Here is a 17556-nt window from a genome sequence, read left to right as displayed (position 1 = left end):
GATGTGGAAGAAAAAAGCCCTGCTACCGTAAAGGTACAAGGCTTTTTCCATAAGGCAACGGTTACTTCATCACATGGATCGGACGACCCAGTGCCAGTTCAGCCGCTTCCATCGTCACTTCACCCAATGTCGGGTGAGCGTGGATGGTCAGCTCGATGTCCTCAAGCGTAGCGCCCATTTCGATCGCCAGGCCGATTTCCGCGATGATGTTGGAAGCTTCCGGACCGACGATTTGCGCGCCGAGAACGAGGTTGGTGCCTTTTTCCGCAATCAGCTTCACGTAGCCCTCGCCAGCGTTGACAGACAGAGCGCGGCCGTTTGCTGCAAACGGGAAGCGTCCCACTACATAATCGATGCCTTTTTCTTTTGCTTCTCGTTCGTTGATCCCTACGCTTGCGATTTCCGGATCGCAGAATACGACCGCCGGAATCGCTTTGTAGTCAACTTCTGCCGGGTGGCCGGCAATCGCTTCAGCCGCCACTTTCCCTTCGTAGGAAGCTTTGTGGGCCAGCGCAGGACCTGGCACGACATCCCCGATCGCGTACACGTTCGGAATGTTTGTGCGGCCTTGCTTGTCCACGACGATCAGGCCGCGATCCGTCAGATTCATACCGATGTCGCGAACGCCCAGCTCATCGGTGTTCGGACGACGGCCAACCGTAACGAGCACGTATTCTGCCTCGATTTGTTGCGCTTCGCCTTTGACTTCTGCTTTCACGATCACACCGTTTTCGGTCTCTTCCATGCCTTGGGCCAGCGCTTTGGTATGGATGGTCACGCCAAGCTTTTTCAGCTTGCGCTCAACAAGGCGCGGCATATCCGGCTCAAAGCCAGGCAAAATTTGATCGGAGCCTTCGAGAATCGTCACTTTGGTACCGAACTTCGCGAACACAGTTCCCAGCTCGATTCCGATATATCCGCCGCCGATGACAACCAGGCTCTTTGGCAGCTCGGTCAAAGACAGCGCTTCTGTCGAGGACAGAACACGTTTGCCAAACGGGAAGGCAGGCAATTCGATTGGGCGGGAACCTGTTGCGATAATGCAATGCTGGAAGCGATAGCGGTTCACGTCATAGCCGTGGAACACGCGCACTTCGTTTTCGCTGACGAACAGCGCTTCACCCGGAATCACCTGGATTTTGTTGCCTTTGAACAGGGAGGCTACGCCACCTGTCAACTGCTTCACGATACCGCTTTTCCATTCCTGAACTTTGGCAAAATCCACTCTGACGTTTTCCATGGTGATCCCCATGGACTCGGTATGTTGTGCATGCTCATACGTGTGTGCCGCATGGATCAGCGCCTTGGAAGGGATGCAGCCTACGTTCAGGCACACGCCGCCCAGATCAGCTTTTTCCACAACGGCTACGGTTTTTCCCAGTTGGGCGGCGCGAATCGCCGCCACATATCCGCCTGGGCCCGCACCGATGACGAGCACGTCTACTTCTGTTGTAAATTCACCTACTACCATAGCCTCTTATCCCTCCATGACGAGCAGCGTCGGATTTTCCAGAAGCTGCTTCACGTAGTTGACGAAACGCTGTGCAGGTTCGCCATCAACCAAACGGTGGTCAAAGCTCAAAGACAGGTGCAGCATTTGGCCAACCACGATTTCGCCGTTTTTCACCACTGGTTTTTCGCTGATGCGGCCTACGCCCAAGATCGCAACCTCTGGATAGTTGATGATTGGCGTGAAGAACATGCCGCCAGCGGAACCGATGTTGGTGATGCTGAAGGTAGAGCCTTTCAGCTCATCGGCAGTCGCTTTGCGCTCGCGGGATTTTTTCGCCAGCTCGCTGATCTCGCCAGCGATTTGGAAGATCGACTTGCTGTCAGCCGCTTTGATGACTGGAACGAGCAGACCGTCCTCTGTCGAAGTCGCGATTCCGATGTTGTAATATTTTTTGTAGATGATTTCTTGTTTTTCATCATCAATGGAAGCATTCAGCTCTGGGAACTTTTTCAGACCCGCTACAACCGCTTTTACGATCATTGGCAGGTAGGTCAGCTTCACGCCGCGCTCTTCCGCAAGTGGCTTCGCGTTTTTGCGCATGGCAACCAGTTCCGTAACGTCCACTTCGTCGAAGATCGTCACGTGTGGTGCTGTGTACGCGGATTTTACCATTGCTTTGGCAATTGCTTTGCGAATGCCTTTCAACGGTACGCGCTCTTCCAGTTCGCCAGCTTGTGCACTGTAATGAACGGTTGGCGCAGCTGCTGCCTGGGCAACACCGGTTGGAGCTGCTACCGGAGCTTCTGCTGCTGGAGCTGCCGTTTCTGCTGCCTGTGCGGCTGGAGCGGATGCTACAGCGCCGCCCGCCAGGAAGCGGTCAACGTCTTCGCGAGTGATGCGGCCGAGCTTGCCTGTGCCAGGTACCAGTGTCAACTGCACGCCTTTTTCACGCGCGTATTTGCGCACGGAAGGAGTAGCCAGCACGTGCTTGCGGTCGATTGGAGCGGCAACTGCTGTCGCTGTCGCTTGCGCCATTGGCGTTTCCAGTGCCTGGTTTGCATTTGCGCTCACCTGGGAGCCGATGTCGCAGCCTGGCTCCATTTTGTCAGCAGCAGGTGCTGGTGCAGCTGCAGCCGCATCGCCGTGACCGTGGTCTGGCAGGTTTGGAATATCGCCTTCTACTTCGAACTCGATCAAAGGATCGCCGACAACCGAAACGGTTCCCTCTGTCACTTTCAGTTCGACAACTTTTCCTGTAACAGGCGATGGAACTTCAACTACCGCCTTGTCATTTTGCACTTCCATAATGACTTGGTCTTCTTCTACGGAATCTCCGGGCTGAACGTGCCATTTGACGATTTCGCCTTCATGGATACCTTCGCCGAGCTCCGGGAGTCTGAATGTAAAACGACTCACAGTATCTCCTCCTTTTAAACACTACGCTTCAATGAACAGCCTGCAATTTTCGGAAAGAAGGCGGAAAGCTTTCAACTTTTCCGCCATTATGTCTGTTTCCGATTAGAAATCGAGCACTTGCGTGAGTCCGTCTACCACGCGTTTCACGTCAGGCAGCCAGATGTCCTCTGCTTGTGCAAACGGATAGACTGTATCCGGCGCAGCGATACGCAGCACAGGCGCTTCGAGGTGGAGAATGGCGCGCTCGTTGATTTGCGCGATGATTTCCGCAGCAACACCGGAAGTTTTTTGCGCTTCCTGCACGACAATCGCACGGTTTGTCTTCTTCACGGATTCAACGATGGTGTCAATATCGAGCGGGCTGATGGTGCGCAGGTCGATGACTTCTACCTTCGCGCCGCGCGCTTTTTCAATCTCTTCTGCAGCTTTCAGGCTGGTATGCACCATGGCACCATAGGTGATGATGGTAACATCGCTGCCTTCTTTTACTACGTTTGCCTTACCCAGCGGAATGGTGTACTCGCCCTCTGGCACTTCTTGACGGAAGGAACGGTACAGCTTCATGTGCTCCAGGAACACGACCGGATCGTTGTCGCGGATCGCGGAGATCAACAGACCTTTTGCATCGTACGGGTTGGAAGGGATGACCACTTTCAGACCCGGAGTTTGCAGCATCAGGCCTTCCAGGGAGTCAGCGTGCAGCTCAGGTGTTTTCACGCCGCCACCAAACGGGGAGCGGAATGTTACCGGGCTGGTGAAGCGACCGCCGGAACGGTAGCGCATACGAGTCGCTTGCGAAGCGATCGCATCGAATGTTTCAAATACGAAGCCGAAGAACTGGATTTCCGCAACCGGGCGGAAGCCGTTGATGGACAAGCCTACAGCAAGTCCACCGATACCGGACTCGGCAAGCGGCGTATCGAATACGCGCTGTTCGCCGAATTCAGCTTGCAAACCTTCTGTCGCACGGAATACCCCGCCGTTTTTCCCTACGTCTTCCCCAAAGACAAGTACGGTTTCATCGCGTTTCAATTCCACGCGCAATGCATCCGTAATGGCTTGAACCATTGTCATTTGTGCCATGGCTTATTTCGACTCCTTCGCCAGGAATTCTGCCTTTTGCTCTTCGAGTGCAGGCGGCAGTGTCTCAAACATTACATCGATCAGTTCTGTCACTTTCATTTTCGGAGTTTCGTCCGCTTTTTTGATCGCGTCCGCAACAGCTGCTTTTGCTTCTTCAATGACAGCTTCCTCGTCTTTTTCGCTCCAGAGGCCTTTGCCTTCGAGGAATTTGCGGAAGCGGATCAGTGGATCGCGCAGTTCCCACTCGCTTTGCTCTTCACCGGTACGGTAGCGGGTTGGGTCGTCACCAGCCATGGTGTGCGGACCATAGCGGTAGGTCAGTGCCTCGATCAGAGTCGCACCTTCTCCGTTCAAACCGCGCTCTCTCGCTTTTTTCACCGCGTAGTAAACAGCGAGAACGTCCATACCGTCAACACGTTCGCTGGCGATACCGGCAGCGACTGCTTTTACGGCAATGTTCTCGGAAGCTGTTTGCTTCTCGAACGGCAGGGAGATCGCGTAACCGTTGTTTTGCGAGAAGAAGATCACAGGCAGCTTGTAAACGCCTGCGTAGTTCATGCCCTCGTAGAAGTCACCTTGGGAGGTAGCTCCGTCACCAAAGTAGTTGATTGCCACGCGTTTTTCACCGCGCAGTTTGTAGCCCATTGCAACACCTGTCGCTTGTGTACATTGCGCTGCGATGATGATTTGTGGCATCAGTACGTTTACGCCTTCCGGAATACGTCCGCCTTCAATGTGTCCACGGGAGTAGAGGAAAGCTTTGTACATCGGGAATCCGTGCCATACCATTTGCGGAATGTCGCGGTAGCTTGGCAGGATGAAGTCTTCTTTGGAAAGCGCTGCCTCGGAGCCGATCATGCTTGCTTCTTGACCTGCTACAGGCGCGTAAAAGCCGAGACGGCCTTGACGGTTCAGGCTGATTGCACGTTGGTCCCACACGCGGGTAAAGACCATTCTACGCATCAGTTCACGCAACTCATCATCGGAGAGCTCAGGCATCAAGTCAGGACGAACAACCGTACCGTCCGGTGCAAGAATTTGCAGCGGGGCGTTGTTCTCTGTTTGTTCAACAGCAGTGGTTACGCTCATCTCATTCACCTCGTCACTAGAATAAGGGGCTTCCTGCCAGCCGTCCGTCTTGCCGCATCCATCGAGCAGATGCTTCATGATGGCAGCATGTGCGAACGTTGTCGAAAGTGTCCCCAACTAAATGAAAAAAGAAGAAAAAGTTGCCTCGTGCAAGAAAGGGCTTACAGCGCCGCCTGCACTACCCTGTTATACTGCAGACAAATTGTCTGTTCAACGTGTTATAGTATTGATATTACAGGGTTTATTTCCTCTCTGTTATCATTTACTATAAAATCTGTATCAGTTTTTTTCAAGGCTTAGTTTTACATTTGAGTAAACAGGAGTGTAATTCGATGTCTGAATATGTAAAACGAACGATTGTAAAAGAAGAAGTACCGAGCATCCATGTGGACACTCCACGCTCGGTCAAAGTGTACCTCCCGCCGGGCTATAACGAGCTTCTGTCCTATCCTGTCGTCTACTGTCAGGACGGAAATGACTTTTTTACGATGGGCCGCATCGCCACAATTGCCAATCAACTGATTCTCGAAGAAGGAATCGAGCCGTTTCTTGTCGTCGGTGTTTCGGTGGACCGGGGCAAGCGGACGAGTGAATATTCGCCCGTTGGAACAAGAAACGCAGCGTATAAACGCTTTTTTTGCGAAGAATTGCTGCCGTACATCGAGGATCGCTACCCCGTAAGGCGCGACAAAGCTTCCCGAGTGCTCGCAGGCGACTCACTCGGGGGAACCGTGTCCCTGCATCTTGCCCTGGACCACCCTGAGCTGTTCTCGCAGGTGCTTGCGCTGTCGGGAGCCTTTTTCCAGCCGACGCTCGACGCCATACAAAGCCGCGAAAGCCTCTCCTGGCTGCGCATCTGGATGGTCGTGGGGCTGGATGAAACAGCAGTGGAGACACATATCGGGACATTTGATTTCGTGGAATGGAACCGGGAAGCGAAAAAGCTACTCACAGCCAAACAGGCAACCTTGTCCTATTCCGAGAAGCCGGGCAACCACGTCTGGGGCTTGTGGCAAAAAGAGCTTCCGGATGCCTTGCGTTACTTTTTCCCGCCGTCACGCCTGTAGTCTGCTGGCTCGGCAGCCCTTCTGCTTTTTCGCTAGAGGGCTCCGTTGATTTCCTTAATATCCTCGTATCCGTAGTAGCGGCCATCCGTCATGTAAATGCCTTGATGGGTGGCCTTTTCAATTTCACCTGCAACCTGCTGCGCATTTTGCAGGACGATGTTGACGATCTTGCTCTCGTCGCGCTTCATCTGGTTTTGCAGCCGCTCACGCTCTTTTGCCGTTATCATGTTTATCCCTCTTTTTCCTCAGGAGTCAATGGCTATAGTATTTCTTTGGAAGATGGGAAATACTCGCGATAAAAGGAGAAAACCCCCGTCCGGCCGCAAGCGCCACTTTTCCCTCACGGACAGACAGAGGTTGTTGTATTTCCTGTTCGGCTGGCACCCCTGCTTTTAGGAACACTTTCCACATTGCGTCAGCCATTCTCTCTTTGCTAAGATGGAGGGGCAACTCACTTACATACAGTTAGGAGACTTGACCGATGAAGGTAAAGATTACCCGCAATGCAGCCAAGCAACTGACCCCGATCATGGAGCAGGAAGAAGACAAAGAGCTGAAACTGCGTGTCTATATCACCCACGCGCACGGCGATCATGCGCACTACGGCCTGGCACTGGACAAACCGACTGAAGAGGATGAAGTCGTCTCCACTGACAAGGGAATTGATGTCATCATGAAAAAAGACGAGCCATTGCTGGATGGCGTCATCATCGATTACCTGTACATGCCGCAAGAAGGCTTTGTGATTACCAACCCGTCCAAAGGAAACACAGGTGACCATTAATCGTCTAGTGATTCGTACAAAAATCCCCTCTGCTGCCCGATCAGCCAGAGGGGATTTTGCTATTTGCCAGCTTCAAGCTGGGTGTATAGTTCCGGTGAAAGTGCAGCCAACAGCGGTGCCTGCTTGCCGGACACCCGCGCCATCACGAGGCGGTGCACAGGCCGGGTCATAGCCACATAGAGCAGCTTCGCGTCCCATTCGTTTTGTTCGTACGCATCCACATCGACCAAAATGACCGCATCAAACTGCAAGCCCTTCGTCAAATAGGCAGGCATGACGATTACGCCACCCGGGAACTGGTTGTCTTTGCTGCCAAGCAGCGTCAACTCGGACATCCTCTTCACAAGTGCTTTATGCGCCTTTTTGCTCGCCTGAATCGTCTTGGTGACGATTGCAATCGTTTGCATGCCTTCTTTTTGCAAGGCGGCAACCCGCAGGCTGACATCCTCCCATAGCTTCGCAGGCGAATCGGCCTCGACCATGATCGGCTTTTCGCCATGGCGCAGGACCGGTTTTGCCAAGACCGTTTCCGGCAGTTCAATCTGACGCAGCACTTCGTTGGCGCACAGCATGATTTCAACCGTCGAACGATAGCTTTGCGCCAGCGTATAATAGGCGGGACGAATCTGCTGGAAAATGCCTTCTGTCAGTTCCTCCCAGGCGTGAATGCCGCGGTAGCTGTGAATGCCTTGGGCAATATCGCCGACAATCGTCAATGATTGGCGTTTCGTCGCGAGCGCAATCACGGCAATCTCCAGCGCGCTCAAATCTTGCGCTTCATCCACGACAGTATGGTCAAAGTGCTCGGCCTTGTTCATTCCTTCGATCATATGCTGCAAATACAAGAGCGGCGCAATATCCTCCGCTTCCAGCCGCTCCTGCGCAAACAATGCCGCCGATGACTCGCTCACGTCACGGATTACCTCGTCTGGAATGTCCGCTGGGGCGAGCTTGCGCAACAGTTTTTCATCCGCAATCAGTTCGCGGTACGACTCGAAAATGTCCAGCCGCGGAAAGGTACCGAGATACGTATCCAAAATTTGCTCCAGCATTTTCTCAAACTTCGCCAACCCTTGCTTGTCGAGGTCGACTTTTCGTTCGCGCAAATGGGAGTACAGCTGCTTGTTCATCTCCTGCTTCAAATGCTTGCGCAGCGCATCGACACGACGATGATACGGCAGGGCGCCGAACTGTTCCAGAAATAACTGGCGAATCGTCTCAGCCGGAATGGAGAAGACCTGTTTCGTCTTGCTGTATAGAAAGCGCAGTTTTTTGAACGGAATTCGCGTCTCGATCACGTAACGTATATACTGTTCCATCGCTTCCCGACACGCAAGCGAGCCTTTGAAGCGCAGCCGATGCCGGGTGATTTCCTGCTCCCGCTCGTCCTGTCCTTCCTCAAAAAACAGTTGCAGCGGTTTGTCCGGACTCACGATCCGCCAGCCTTTGGGCATTAACGGCTTTACAAGACGCGCCGCCCAGTCTACAAACGTCGATTGCTGCACATCGTCAACGCCAAGCTCGGGAAGCACCTCTGATATGTACGTCAGAAACATCCGGTTGGGAGCAAACACCATAAATTTTTTCGACATCATCGTATCCTGGTAGTTGTAGATCAGGTACGACAGCCGATGCAGCGCGATTGTCGTCTTTCCGCTGCCCGCAACCCCTTGTACGACGGTCGGCCGATCTTTTTCCGCGCGGATAATGTCATTTTGCTCAGACTGAATCGTCGCGACAATATCCTTTAAGCGGCTGTCATTCGTCATATTCAGATTGGCGTTCAAAAACTCGTCGATAAAGCCTTCCTGCAAAAACTCATCCGGGTGTCCCATCTCGCGGTTGATCGTCTCTTTTACAGCGCCATCGTAGATCCCGACGATTTTCCCGTCCTCAATCGCAAAGTTGCGCTTCAATCTCACCTCGCCGCGCACGATCTCGCGTCCCATCCGGTAAAACGCATCCTTGCTCTCTCCGGAATAATAGAGACTGGCAATGGGCGCCCGCCAATCCACGACGACCGAATCGAACGTATCGCTGCGTACAATCCCTCTTTTTCCGATGTACACCTGATCCAGCTCGTACACCTCGTCCTTGAGAAAATCGACCCTGCCAAAGTACGGCTTGGCCCGTCCGTGATCTTCCAGGTAGCGCAAATCTTTTGCCTTGCTTGCGTTTACGACCTGTTTCACGTAATCATCGGTCGCATCCCGAATCTCTTCGCGCAGTCGCACGATCTCCTCATCGATCAATGCAATCGTCTCGTTCAGCTTGTTCTGTTCTGCCTCGTAATCGCGGTGCTGGGTACTCACACCCATCCCCCCTCTCGTCATTTATCCTGTCGTTATTGCATTTGCCTGGCAAGCCAGATTCCCGCCGCGCAAGAGAAAAGACCTACCCCAATACTGAGCAGGGCGTAAGCGAAACCGCGCAGCCATTGCCCCTCTCCCCAGAAGGAAACCACTTCCAGCGAGAACGTGGAAAACGTCGTGAATCCCCCCAGCATGCCCGTGGTAAACAACAGATACAGTTCAGGCGAGAATCCTCCCCGCTCCTTGCCAATCACAAACAAAACGCCGATCGCAAACGAACCAATGACATTCGCCAGCCACGTGCCGACAGGCCAGCCTGGCAGATTTGCCAGCTGCGCCAGCCCATAACGAAGCAACGAACCGACTGCTCCTCCAACCGCTACAGCCACCCATGCCATTTGCTTCCCCCTCCTCGCTCGCCAAACAGGCAGACTGCCGTAAGGAACAAAAAGACACCCGAGCGTCAAGCAAGGATGTCTGCCGTATCAGCACAAACAAGTTTAGTGTTTTGGACGATGATCCTCAAGATCTTCCACATAGCGGATGGAATCCAGATTCGCTCGAAGCGACATTTTAACCGCATCGATGTACTTTTGGCGCAGCGCTTTTTGCTCTTGCTTTTCCTCGTCGGTCAAGCCCACTTCGCGCGATTTTTTGGCCAGTTCATTGATTCTTTTAATTTCCGCGTCAGATACCACTTTCCGGTTCCTCCCACTCAGTAGTAATGCCGCTTTATTATATCATATCAGTCGGAACTGGCAAGATAGCTGCCGGCAGACAAGTGCCGAATCAGTCCGCTTCCGGGATGAACAAGGTCTGCCCCGGATAGATCAGATTGCTGTCGAGGTCGTTCGCGATTTTGATGTCCTGAACCAGATCGCGCACATCCACCTGTTCCGAAGGTTGATGACGCACAGCGATCGTCCAGAGACTGTCGCCGGAGCGAACGGTCACTTCTTTCCCTTTTGGTGCTGGCGGCTCGGCTTGAGAAGAGGAAGCAAACACCAGTTCGGTCAATAAGTAAAAAAAGAGAGAGAACGCAATCAAAAACAAAATAGCTTGTCCTCTCGTGATGCCAAGACGGACGCGGCGAGGCTGATTTTTCTCAAAACGGTTATGGCTAGACATGGCTTTCATCGTAATAACCCCCTGCAAACATACGTTCTATTTTTCGTAACCCCATCTTAAATGAGAACATATGTTCATGTCAAGAAAAAAACAGACACTCCTGCAAAAATGTGTGCTGCTGCTTTACGCATCCGTTTCAGTTCGGGAGAAAGCCGGCTGCGCCGCTGCCTATTGCCCGGCTCTGCGGCTTTGACCTGCATGCATTAGCCCTCATCCCCTGTCAACCCATCCCCTATCGACTTAAAGGCTGATTCCGGGAAGGGCGCAAATCGAATCCATTTACCCGGTCAAAAAATCCTGTTCGCCTCCGGATCGAACTTATGTTTGTCGAACGCAAGATCCCATGGTATAATATTGGAAAACTTGTTCGAGAAATCAGGGGTGTCTCTCTATGTCAAAATTATCCAGCAGGCAACAAGCCATTATTGAATTCATTCGCAAGGAAGTTCGGGAAAAAGGCTACCCGCCATCCGTCCGCGAGATCGGCGAAGCTGTCGGACTTGCCTCCAGCTCTACCGTGCACGGCCATCTGGCGCGTCTGGAAAAGAAAGGGCTGATCCGCCGCGACCCTACCAAACCCCGCGCCATTGAACTTCTTTCTGAGGAAGACCGCTTCCAGGACAACTTCGAAGACGCTGTCGTCCGCGTTCCTGTCATCGGTAAAGTAACCGCTGGACAACCGATCACTGCGATTGAGGATGTGGAAGAGTATTTCCCGCTTCCAGAAAATATCGTGACTTCTGACAAGGTGTACATGCTGCGTATTTCCGGGAACAGCATGATCGAGGCCGGCATCCTGGACGGCGACTACGTGATCGTGCGCCAGCAGAACGTCGCCAACAACGGGGATATCGTCGTCGCCATGACAGACGAAGACGAAGCGACAGTCAAACGCTTTTTCAAGGAGAAAGACCACTTCCGTCTCCAGCCGGAAAATGCAACGATGGAGCCGATCATTTTGGACAACGTCACCATTCTCGGAAAAGTCATTGGCGTCTATCGCCTCATCCACTAATGGTTTCCGCATATGCGCATGAAAAAAGGGCAGCCTTCGCTGTCCTTTTTCGTCTCTATTCTACCTGGCGAGAAAAAACCAGACGATCATCCCCACCTGCAGCACCACTTTTACTACCGCGCTGCCCAGAAAGCCGACCAGCGAGCCGAAGCCCGCTTTGAGCGCTTTTTCCATCGGTTGCTTTTGCACGAGCAGCTCCACCAGCACCACAAGCACAAACGGCAATATCAGCATCCCGAGCGGCGGGAACACGAAGATTCCGAGAAAAATCCCTACGGCCGCAGCCACCGAAGACCATTTGGAGCCGCCGTATTTTTTCACGAAGAACATGTTGGTCAACAGATCCGCCCCGTACAGCAAAATACTGAGCACGACCATCCCCCACCAGAAGGACGCTGGCAACCCCGCTCCCGGATCAGCGATGAAAAAGTGATAGAGCAAAAAGCCTGCCCACAGTAAAATCGTATCGGGCAATACCGGCAAAAAGATGCCGGCGATACTCAGCGCAAAAAGCAGCAGCACCACTATCCAAAGTACAATATCCATCATCTACGAAGCACTCCTCTCACATAGGTATACGAGAAACAGCCGATTCAAGTTGCACTCTTCTCTCAGGAAGCTGTGAAGTCGTTTGGGAGGAGCACCAGCACAAAAGATAGCAAAACGGAGGTTTTCCATGACGCGGAACTGGCGCGACCTATCATACCTGCAAAATGGGACAAGCAAGCAAAAAACCGCGAAACAGGCGATCGAGCAATCCGCCATCATGCAGCGGCTGAAAGAATTTGATCCTGTGCTTGCGGGCACGATTCCTCTTGGCATTGACATCGCCGACAGCGACCTGGACATCATTTGCGAAAGCTACGATCTCGACCGATTTGCTGCTACCGTTCGCGCTTCATATGCGGCGTATGAAGGCTACAAGGAAGCTCGTCTGCTCGTGCAGGACGTGCCTACCTGCCTGATTTCGTTTTTTGCCTGCGGCTTCTGGTTTGAGCTGTTTGCCCAACCTCGTCCGGTCACAATGCAAAATGCGTATCGACATATGGTCGTCGAACACCGTTTGCTTTTGCTCGGGGGCCCTGACGTCCTCCGTGACATACGCCAGCTCAAGCAAAACGGCTTGAAAACGGAACCAGCTTTTGCCTCTTATTTTCACATTCCAGGAGACGATCCATACCAGGCTCTTTTGGACCTGGAAAAGTGGACGGACGAACAGCTTCGCGCTCTTGTCAGAAGATAAAGGCCACCTGTCGCATCGGACAGCACGGAGCGCCTGTAAGAACTGACGAACCAATCACCCAAAGACGCGATGCAAATCACAGACGGATGATTTATAATGGAAACGACTGCGCGGGCACTCGGTTGCCCGCATAAGAGCAAACGCGAGCGAGGGGGTGTATGGATGGTGAATGGAATCAGTTTGCCAGATACTGCAGCGTCTCATGCAAAGCCCGGAAATAAGGCGATACTTTGCATGAGGTGGACAGTCGTTTAGACAATTCATCGCCTTCTCTTACGTATCTCATATCTTATTTCCTGGCTTTGCCCCTTATTTTTCACTTCAAAAAAATAAGGAGCGAGCGGAAATGAAATATGTAAACGCAGCGAGCATGCTGCCAGAAACTTTGATCGCAGAAATCCAGAAGTACGTGCAGGGAGAACTTTTATACATTCCAAAGCCAAAAACGTCCCATCACAAATGGGGAACCCGGACTGGCTTTCGCAAACAGCTGGACGAACGGAACAACGCCATCCGCAGCGCTTTTCGCGAGGGCGTTTCCATTCAACAGCTGGCCACGCAGTATTTTCTCTCGCCGGAAACGATCAAAAAGATTGTATACGCGAAATAGACACAAGCACTGGCGCGTCCACGAGACGGTCAGTGCTTTTTATATGCCGAGTTCTTTTTACAATCGTTCTTTCCCTTTCCTGCGCACTCCGCTCCTTTTAGAGTAGTAGATACAAACTACGACTCCTTACAATTAGCGGAGTACACAGCAAGGAGGAACCAGACGAGATGGAACCATTTATTTTCCCCCATCACTACCACTTTATCAAGGCACAGGTTCAAAGCCTGTTGAATGCTTATGCGGGCAGCACAGATCCAAACGTGATCCGTGCCCGCAAGGAAATCGCCCAGGAATCCGTATTTCAGCTCTACCCTGAGCTGACAGAGGAACAAAAGCAACTGCTTGCGTCGCTTTCTGTCATCAAGGAAAAAAATGAAGCCAAACAGTTTCTGCTGCGGCTGTCTCCGTATATCATCCCGTTCCCGGCGTTGACAGAGCAAGCCATCAAAAAAATGTTCCCGAAAGTCAAGAAGCTCAAGCCACCTGCGACGGCGGAGATTCCGTATGCGGAAACAACGTATGTCAGCTGGTTCGACAGCGGGTCAGACAAAAAATATATCATCGCCAACTACGGCGACAAGCTGATCGGCATTCACGGCGTTTTTACCCCGCTGCCGCAAAAAGGGATTTGTGCCATCTGCAACAAAATTACGGAAATCGGCATGTTCGTCCTGGAAGCGCGGAGTTCCAATGACGGCACGTATTTGAAAAAAGGCAACTATTTGTGTCAGGACAGCATCACCTGTAATCAACATATCCGCTCACTGGAAAAACTGCACGATTTTCTTGCGCTCATGGTCAAATGAGCATGAGCAGCACGAACGCAGTCAAGCGTACAAAATGATCGCGGCTCCTTGTTTTCTGTGCTTGAACAAGGAGTCGTTTTCATAAGCTGTCTCCTATCAAAGCAGGGGAGGTAAATGACTGCGGTAAGCACAAAAGCAAAAACCCCTCGCACCAACAGGCACAAGGGGTTTCACTTATTAGTAAGTGCTCATGTACTGCTCGCGCTCCCAGTCGTGGACGCGAGTGCGGAACATATCCCATTCGATTTCTTTTGCTTCGATGAAGTGCATCAGCGCGTGCTCACCCAGTGCTTCGCAAATCACCGGATCGGCTTTCAGGCACTCGATTGCTTCTTTGAGCGTAGCCGGCAGGTTGCTGATGCCGTTTGCTTCGCGCTCTTCTTCGGTCATGACGTAGATGTTGCGGTCGACCGCTGGCGGCACAGCCAGTTTGTTTTTGATGCCGTCCAGACCTGCTTTCAGCATGACAGCCAAAGCAAGGTACGGGTTTGTCGCTGGGTCTGGGCTGCGCACTTCGATACGGGTTCCCATACCGCGGGAGGCAGGGATACGGATCAATGGAGAGCGGTTTTTCGCCGACCATGCCACGTAGCAAGGGGCTTCATAGCCAGGTACCAGACGTTTGTACGAGTTCACGAGCGGGTTCGTGATCGCGGTGAAGCCGCGAGCGTGCTGCAAAATACCTGCAAGGTAATGCTTCGCTGTTTGGCTCAGACCCATTTCGTCTGTCTCGTCGTAGAACGCATTTTGGTTGCCGCGGAACAAGGATTGGTTCGCGTGCATACCGGAGCCTGCCACACCGTAGAGCGGTTTTGGCATGAAGGTCGCATGCAGACCGTGTTTTTGCGCGATTGTTTTTACAACCAGCTTGAAAGTCAAAATCTGGTCTGCGGCTTGCAGCGCATTCGCGTATTTGAAGTCGATTTCGTGTTGACCTGGTGCTACCTCGTGATGGGAAGCTTCGATTTCAAAGCCCATTTTTTCCAGCGTCAATACGATGTCGCGACGGCAGTTTTCGCCAAGATCAAGTGGAGCAAAGTCAAAATAGCCGCCTTGGTCGTTCAGATCAAGCGTAGGTTCGCCTTTTTCGTTGAGTTTGAACAGGAAGAATTCAGGTTCCGGACCCACGTTAAAAGCTGTGAAGCCCAATTCTTCTGCTTCTTTCAGTGCGCGTTTCAAAATGTAGCGTGGGTCCCCCTCAAATGGAGTGCCATCCGGCATATAAATATCACAGATCAGACGTGCAACTTTCCCATGCTCGTTGCCCCACGGGAATACAACCCAGGTATCCAGATCCGGTACCAGGTACATATCCGATTCCTCAATGCGAACAAATCCCTCGATGGAAGAACCGTCAAACATCATTTTGTTGTCCAACGCTTTTGGCAGTTGAGACAGAGGAATCTCCACATTTTTGATGATACCCAGCAGATCGGTAAACTGCAGACGGATGTATCTCACGTCCTCTTCCTGGGCCAATCGCATAATGTCTTCTCGTGTGTACTTGCTCACATTTCTCTCCTCCTGTCACTCTCACAACTTTATATTAGTGGAAGAAGCGAGATAGCTCTCCACGTATCAATGCGTCCTCGCCTGGGCGGGTAGCATTGCGATACATGATCTGTTGTCTGAGTAATTGGTGCAATTCCTTGTCTGACATGTCCTTGCGCTTCACCTCGGAAGCAGTCGAAATCTCCGTCGGCTCCGCAGCAGGCCCCTGCAGCTTCAGCACTTGCTTGATCCCGGCAATATTCAGCCCTTTTTCAATCAATTCCTTGATTTCCAAAAGTCGGTCTACATCATTGAAGGAGAAAAGCCGCTGCTTCCCTTCTGTGCGAGCCGGTTGAATCAGGCCATTTTGTTCATAGTAGCGAATCTGTCTCGCAGTGAGATCGGTCAGTTTCATGACGATCCCGATGGGAAAGAGGGCCATATTCCGGCGAAGGTCATCACTCATGACTTGTCCCTCCTCTATCGTTTTCCATATGCCTTATTTTATGCAAAAGCAAAAACACTGTCAACGGATGTTAGAAAATATTACGCAAAAAGTGACGCTTATCGATAAAAATCCACGTTGTCCCACGATGCATACCTCACTCTCCGCTACTTTTGCTTGAAACCGCCTTTTGAGAACATCGAGCTGCTTGCTTTTTCCGCCAGTCGCCGCTTCTTGCAGACTATCTCCGGTGCTTCAACCGCAAAAAAACAGCATCCTCTTGTGCAGAGAATGCCGTCTCGTCTACTTCTGCGCCGCTTTTTGTGCGCGGTTTACTTTTCAGGCAGATCGAGCAAACCTTTTTCCAGCATGCCGTTTAATGCAGTTAAAATCCCCACTTTGACGTGCGAATACGTCAAGCCGCCCTGCACGAAGCCCAGGTACGGCGGACGGATTGGCCCATCTGCGGAAAACTCGATGCTCGCCCCTTGAATAAACGTTCCCGCAGCCATGATGACCGGGTCCGCATAACCTGGCATCTCGCTCGGATACGGTGTCACGTGCGAATCGACAGGCGCCGCCTTTTGAATCCCCTGGCAAAAGGCGATCAGTCGCTCTGCACTGCCAAAGGCGACAGACTGAATCAGGTCAGTCCGCGGCTCGTGCCAGAGCGGGTTTGTCTGGAAGCCAAGGCGCTCCAGGAGAGCCGATGAAAACACCGCGCCCTTCAACGCTTCGCCGACGACGTGCGGCGCCAGGAAAAAGCCTTGGTACATTTCCAAAAGCGAGTACAGCGAAGCTCCGCCCTCTGCACCGATGCCCGGCGCTGCCATCCGGTACGAAGCCAGCTTGACGAGGTCTTCCCGGCCGACAATGTAGCCGCCCGTTTTGACCAGCCCGCCGCCAGGGTTTTTAATCAGGGAGCCGGCCATGATGTCTGCCCCTACGTGCAGCGGCTCCTGCTCTTCCGTGAACTCTCCGTAGCAGTTGTCCACGAATACGATCACATCCGGCTTCATTTCTTTGACAACGCGAATCATTTCCCGGATTTTGGCGATCGTGAAGGAAGGTCGATCCGCGTAGCCGCGTGAACGCTGAATGCCGATCACTTTTGTCTTCGGCGTGATCGCTTGCGCTACGGCGAGAAAATCAATTTCGCCCTCCGGCGTCAGCGGCACGTAGCTGTATCCGATGCCATAGTCTTTCAGCGAGCCTTGGCCTTCGCCGCGCACCCCCACGACCTCTTCCAATGTGTCGTACGGTTTGCCCGTGATGTAGAGCAAGTCGTCGCCAGGACGCAAAATGCCAAACAAGGAAATGGCAATCGCGTGCGTGCCGGAAATAATGTGCGGCCGTACCAGTGCCGCCTCTCCGCCAAAAACGTCCGCGTAGATCGATTCCAGCGTAGCCCGCCCGGAATCGTCGTAGCCGTAACCGGTTGACGGTGAAAAGTGAAACTCGTTCACTTCATGCTTTTGAAAAGAACGCAGCACTTTCAGCTGATTGGTGTCCACCAGCGCGGAAATTTGACGATGTCTTTCGGAGATCATCGCTTCTACTTCCATGACGAGCGGACGAAGCTTTTCTCCGTGGGAAAAGTATTGAAACATCTGC

Annotated in this window: 19 protein-coding genes; 6 read left to right on the top strand and 13 right to left on the bottom strand. The window is 52.5% G+C overall.

The window, feature by feature from the left end; genetic code table 11:
- Positions 1 to 61: 61 nt before the first annotated feature.
- The 4 genes from lpdA to pdhA all read right to left on the bottom strand — a co-directional run bounded on the left by lpdA (position 62) and on the right by pdhA (position 5041).
- Positions 62 to 1471 carry a dihydrolipoyl dehydrogenase gene (gene lpdA, locus EDM57_RS04085; RefSeq protein WP_122903493.1) on the bottom strand — a complete coding sequence of 470 codons (1410 nt, stop codon included), beginning with the start codon at positions 1469 to 1471 and terminating at the stop codon, positions 62 to 64.
- A gap of 6 nt (positions 1472 to 1477) precedes the next feature.
- A complete protein-coding gene (locus EDM57_RS04080; protein WP_122903492.1) occupies positions 1478 to 2869 on the bottom strand; it encodes a dihydrolipoamide acetyltransferase family protein in 1392 nt (463 codons plus the stop codon).
- 102 nt (positions 2870 to 2971) lie between these two features.
- Complete coding sequence (locus EDM57_RS04075) at positions 2972 to 3952, bottom strand: alpha-ketoacid dehydrogenase subunit beta (RefSeq protein ID WP_122903491.1); 981 nt, start codon at positions 3950 to 3952, stop codon at positions 2972 to 2974.
- 3 nt (positions 3953 to 3955) lie between these two features.
- Positions 3956 to 5041, bottom strand: coding sequence for a pyruvate dehydrogenase (acetyl-transferring) E1 component subunit alpha (pdhA, locus tag EDM57_RS04070; RefSeq protein WP_122903513.1), 1086 nt, complete (start codon positions 5039 to 5041; stop codon positions 3956 to 3958).
- Between the two features lie 332 nt (positions 5042 to 5373).
- Between pdhA and EDM57_RS04065 the strand changes: the two genes are divergently transcribed.
- Complete coding sequence (locus EDM57_RS04065) at positions 5374 to 6108, top strand: alpha/beta hydrolase (RefSeq protein ID WP_122903490.1); 735 nt, start codon at positions 5374 to 5376, stop codon at positions 6106 to 6108.
- Positions 6109 to 6140: 32 nt separating this feature from the next.
- Here EDM57_RS04065 and EDM57_RS04060 read toward each other — a convergent pair whose 3' ends face one another.
- The gene (locus EDM57_RS04060) at positions 6141 to 6335 is read right to left on the bottom strand and encodes a hypothetical protein (protein WP_211338211.1); all 195 of its coding nucleotides are present in this window, start codon (positions 6333 to 6335) and stop codon (positions 6141 to 6143) included.
- 254 nt (positions 6336 to 6589) lie between these two features.
- Between EDM57_RS04060 and EDM57_RS04055 the strand changes: the two genes are divergently transcribed.
- On the top strand, positions 6590 to 6892 hold the full coding sequence (locus tag EDM57_RS04055) for a HesB/IscA family protein (RefSeq protein WP_122903488.1): 303 nt from the start codon (positions 6590 to 6592) through the stop codon (positions 6890 to 6892).
- Positions 6893 to 6951: 59 nt separating this feature from the next.
- Here the strand turns inward: EDM57_RS04055 and EDM57_RS04050 are convergent, their stop codons facing one another.
- From EDM57_RS04050 to EDM57_RS04035, 4 genes are all read right to left on the bottom strand, one after another.
- A complete protein-coding gene (locus EDM57_RS04050) occupies positions 6952 to 9204 on the bottom strand; it encodes a HelD family protein (RefSeq protein WP_122903487.1) in 2253 nt (750 codons plus the stop codon).
- Positions 9205 to 9236: 32 nt separating this feature from the next.
- Positions 9237 to 9602 carry a fluoride efflux transporter CrcB gene (gene crcB / locus EDM57_RS04045; RefSeq protein WP_122903486.1) on the bottom strand — a complete coding sequence of 122 codons (366 nt, stop codon included), beginning with the start codon at positions 9600 to 9602 and terminating at the stop codon, positions 9237 to 9239.
- Positions 9603 to 9704: 102 nt separating this feature from the next.
- Positions 9705 to 9902 (bottom strand): DUF896 domain-containing protein, encoded by a 198-nt coding sequence (locus EDM57_RS04040; RefSeq protein ID WP_122903485.1) that lies wholly within the window; start codon positions 9900 to 9902, stop codon positions 9705 to 9707.
- Between the two features lie 91 nt (positions 9903 to 9993).
- Positions 9994 to 10341 (bottom strand): LysM peptidoglycan-binding domain-containing protein, encoded by a 348-nt coding sequence (locus tag EDM57_RS04035; protein ID WP_122903484.1) that lies wholly within the window; start codon positions 10339 to 10341, stop codon positions 9994 to 9996.
- Positions 10342 to 10723: 382 nt separating this feature from the next.
- On the opposite strand from EDM57_RS04035, the gene lexA reads away from it, so the two are divergent.
- A complete protein-coding gene (gene lexA / locus EDM57_RS04030) occupies positions 10724 to 11347 on the top strand; it encodes a transcriptional repressor LexA (protein WP_122903483.1) in 624 nt (207 codons plus the stop codon).
- A 60-nt stretch (positions 11348 to 11407) separates the two neighbouring features.
- Here lexA and EDM57_RS04025 read toward each other — a convergent pair whose 3' ends face one another.
- Positions 11408 to 11893 (bottom strand): DUF456 domain-containing protein, encoded by a 486-nt coding sequence (locus EDM57_RS04025; protein WP_122903512.1) that lies wholly within the window; start codon positions 11891 to 11893, stop codon positions 11408 to 11410.
- A 130-nt stretch (positions 11894 to 12023) separates the two neighbouring features.
- Between EDM57_RS04025 and EDM57_RS04020 the strand changes: the two genes are divergently transcribed.
- The 3 genes from EDM57_RS04020 to EDM57_RS04010 all read left to right on the top strand — a co-directional run bounded on the left by EDM57_RS04020 (position 12024) and on the right by EDM57_RS04010 (position 14006).
- Positions 12024 to 12590, top strand: coding sequence for a DUF4269 domain-containing protein (locus tag EDM57_RS04020; RefSeq protein ID WP_122903482.1), 567 nt, complete (start codon positions 12024 to 12026; stop codon positions 12588 to 12590).
- A 346-nt stretch (positions 12591 to 12936) separates the two neighbouring features.
- Positions 12937 to 13200 (top strand): CD3324 family protein, encoded by a 264-nt coding sequence (locus EDM57_RS04015; protein WP_122903481.1) that lies wholly within the window; start codon positions 12937 to 12939, stop codon positions 13198 to 13200.
- A 167-nt stretch (positions 13201 to 13367) separates the two neighbouring features.
- Positions 13368 to 14006, top strand: coding sequence for a FusB/FusC family EF-G-binding protein (locus EDM57_RS04010; RefSeq protein ID WP_122903480.1), 639 nt, complete (start codon positions 13368 to 13370; stop codon positions 14004 to 14006).
- A gap of 177 nt (positions 14007 to 14183) precedes the next feature.
- Here the strand turns inward: EDM57_RS04010 and glnA are convergent, their stop codons facing one another.
- The 3 genes from glnA to EDM57_RS03995 all read right to left on the bottom strand — a co-directional run bounded on the left by glnA (position 14184) and on the right by EDM57_RS03995 (position 17552).
- The gene (gene glnA, locus EDM57_RS04005) at positions 14184 to 15518 is read right to left on the bottom strand and encodes a type I glutamate--ammonia ligase (RefSeq protein ID WP_122903479.1); all 1335 of its coding nucleotides are present in this window, start codon (positions 15516 to 15518) and stop codon (positions 14184 to 14186) included.
- A gap of 34 nt (positions 15519 to 15552) precedes the next feature.
- Positions 15553 to 15963: a MerR family transcriptional regulator gene (locus tag EDM57_RS04000; RefSeq protein ID WP_122903478.1), complete on the bottom strand. Its 411-nt coding sequence runs from the start codon at positions 15961 to 15963 to the stop codon at positions 15553 to 15555.
- Positions 15964 to 16274: 311 nt separating this feature from the next.
- Positions 16275 to 17552, bottom strand: coding sequence for a methionine gamma-lyase family protein (locus EDM57_RS03995; protein ID WP_122903477.1), 1278 nt, complete (start codon positions 17550 to 17552; stop codon positions 16275 to 16277).
- Between the last annotated feature and the right edge of the window lie 4 nt (positions 17553 to 17556).

The organism is Brevibacillus gelatini (assembly GCF_003710935.1).
GTDB classification, from domain to species: domain Bacteria; phylum Bacillota; class Bacilli; order Brevibacillales; family Brevibacillaceae; genus Brevibacillus; species Brevibacillus gelatini.
This window is presented reverse-complemented; position numbering and strand designations above follow the sequence as displayed.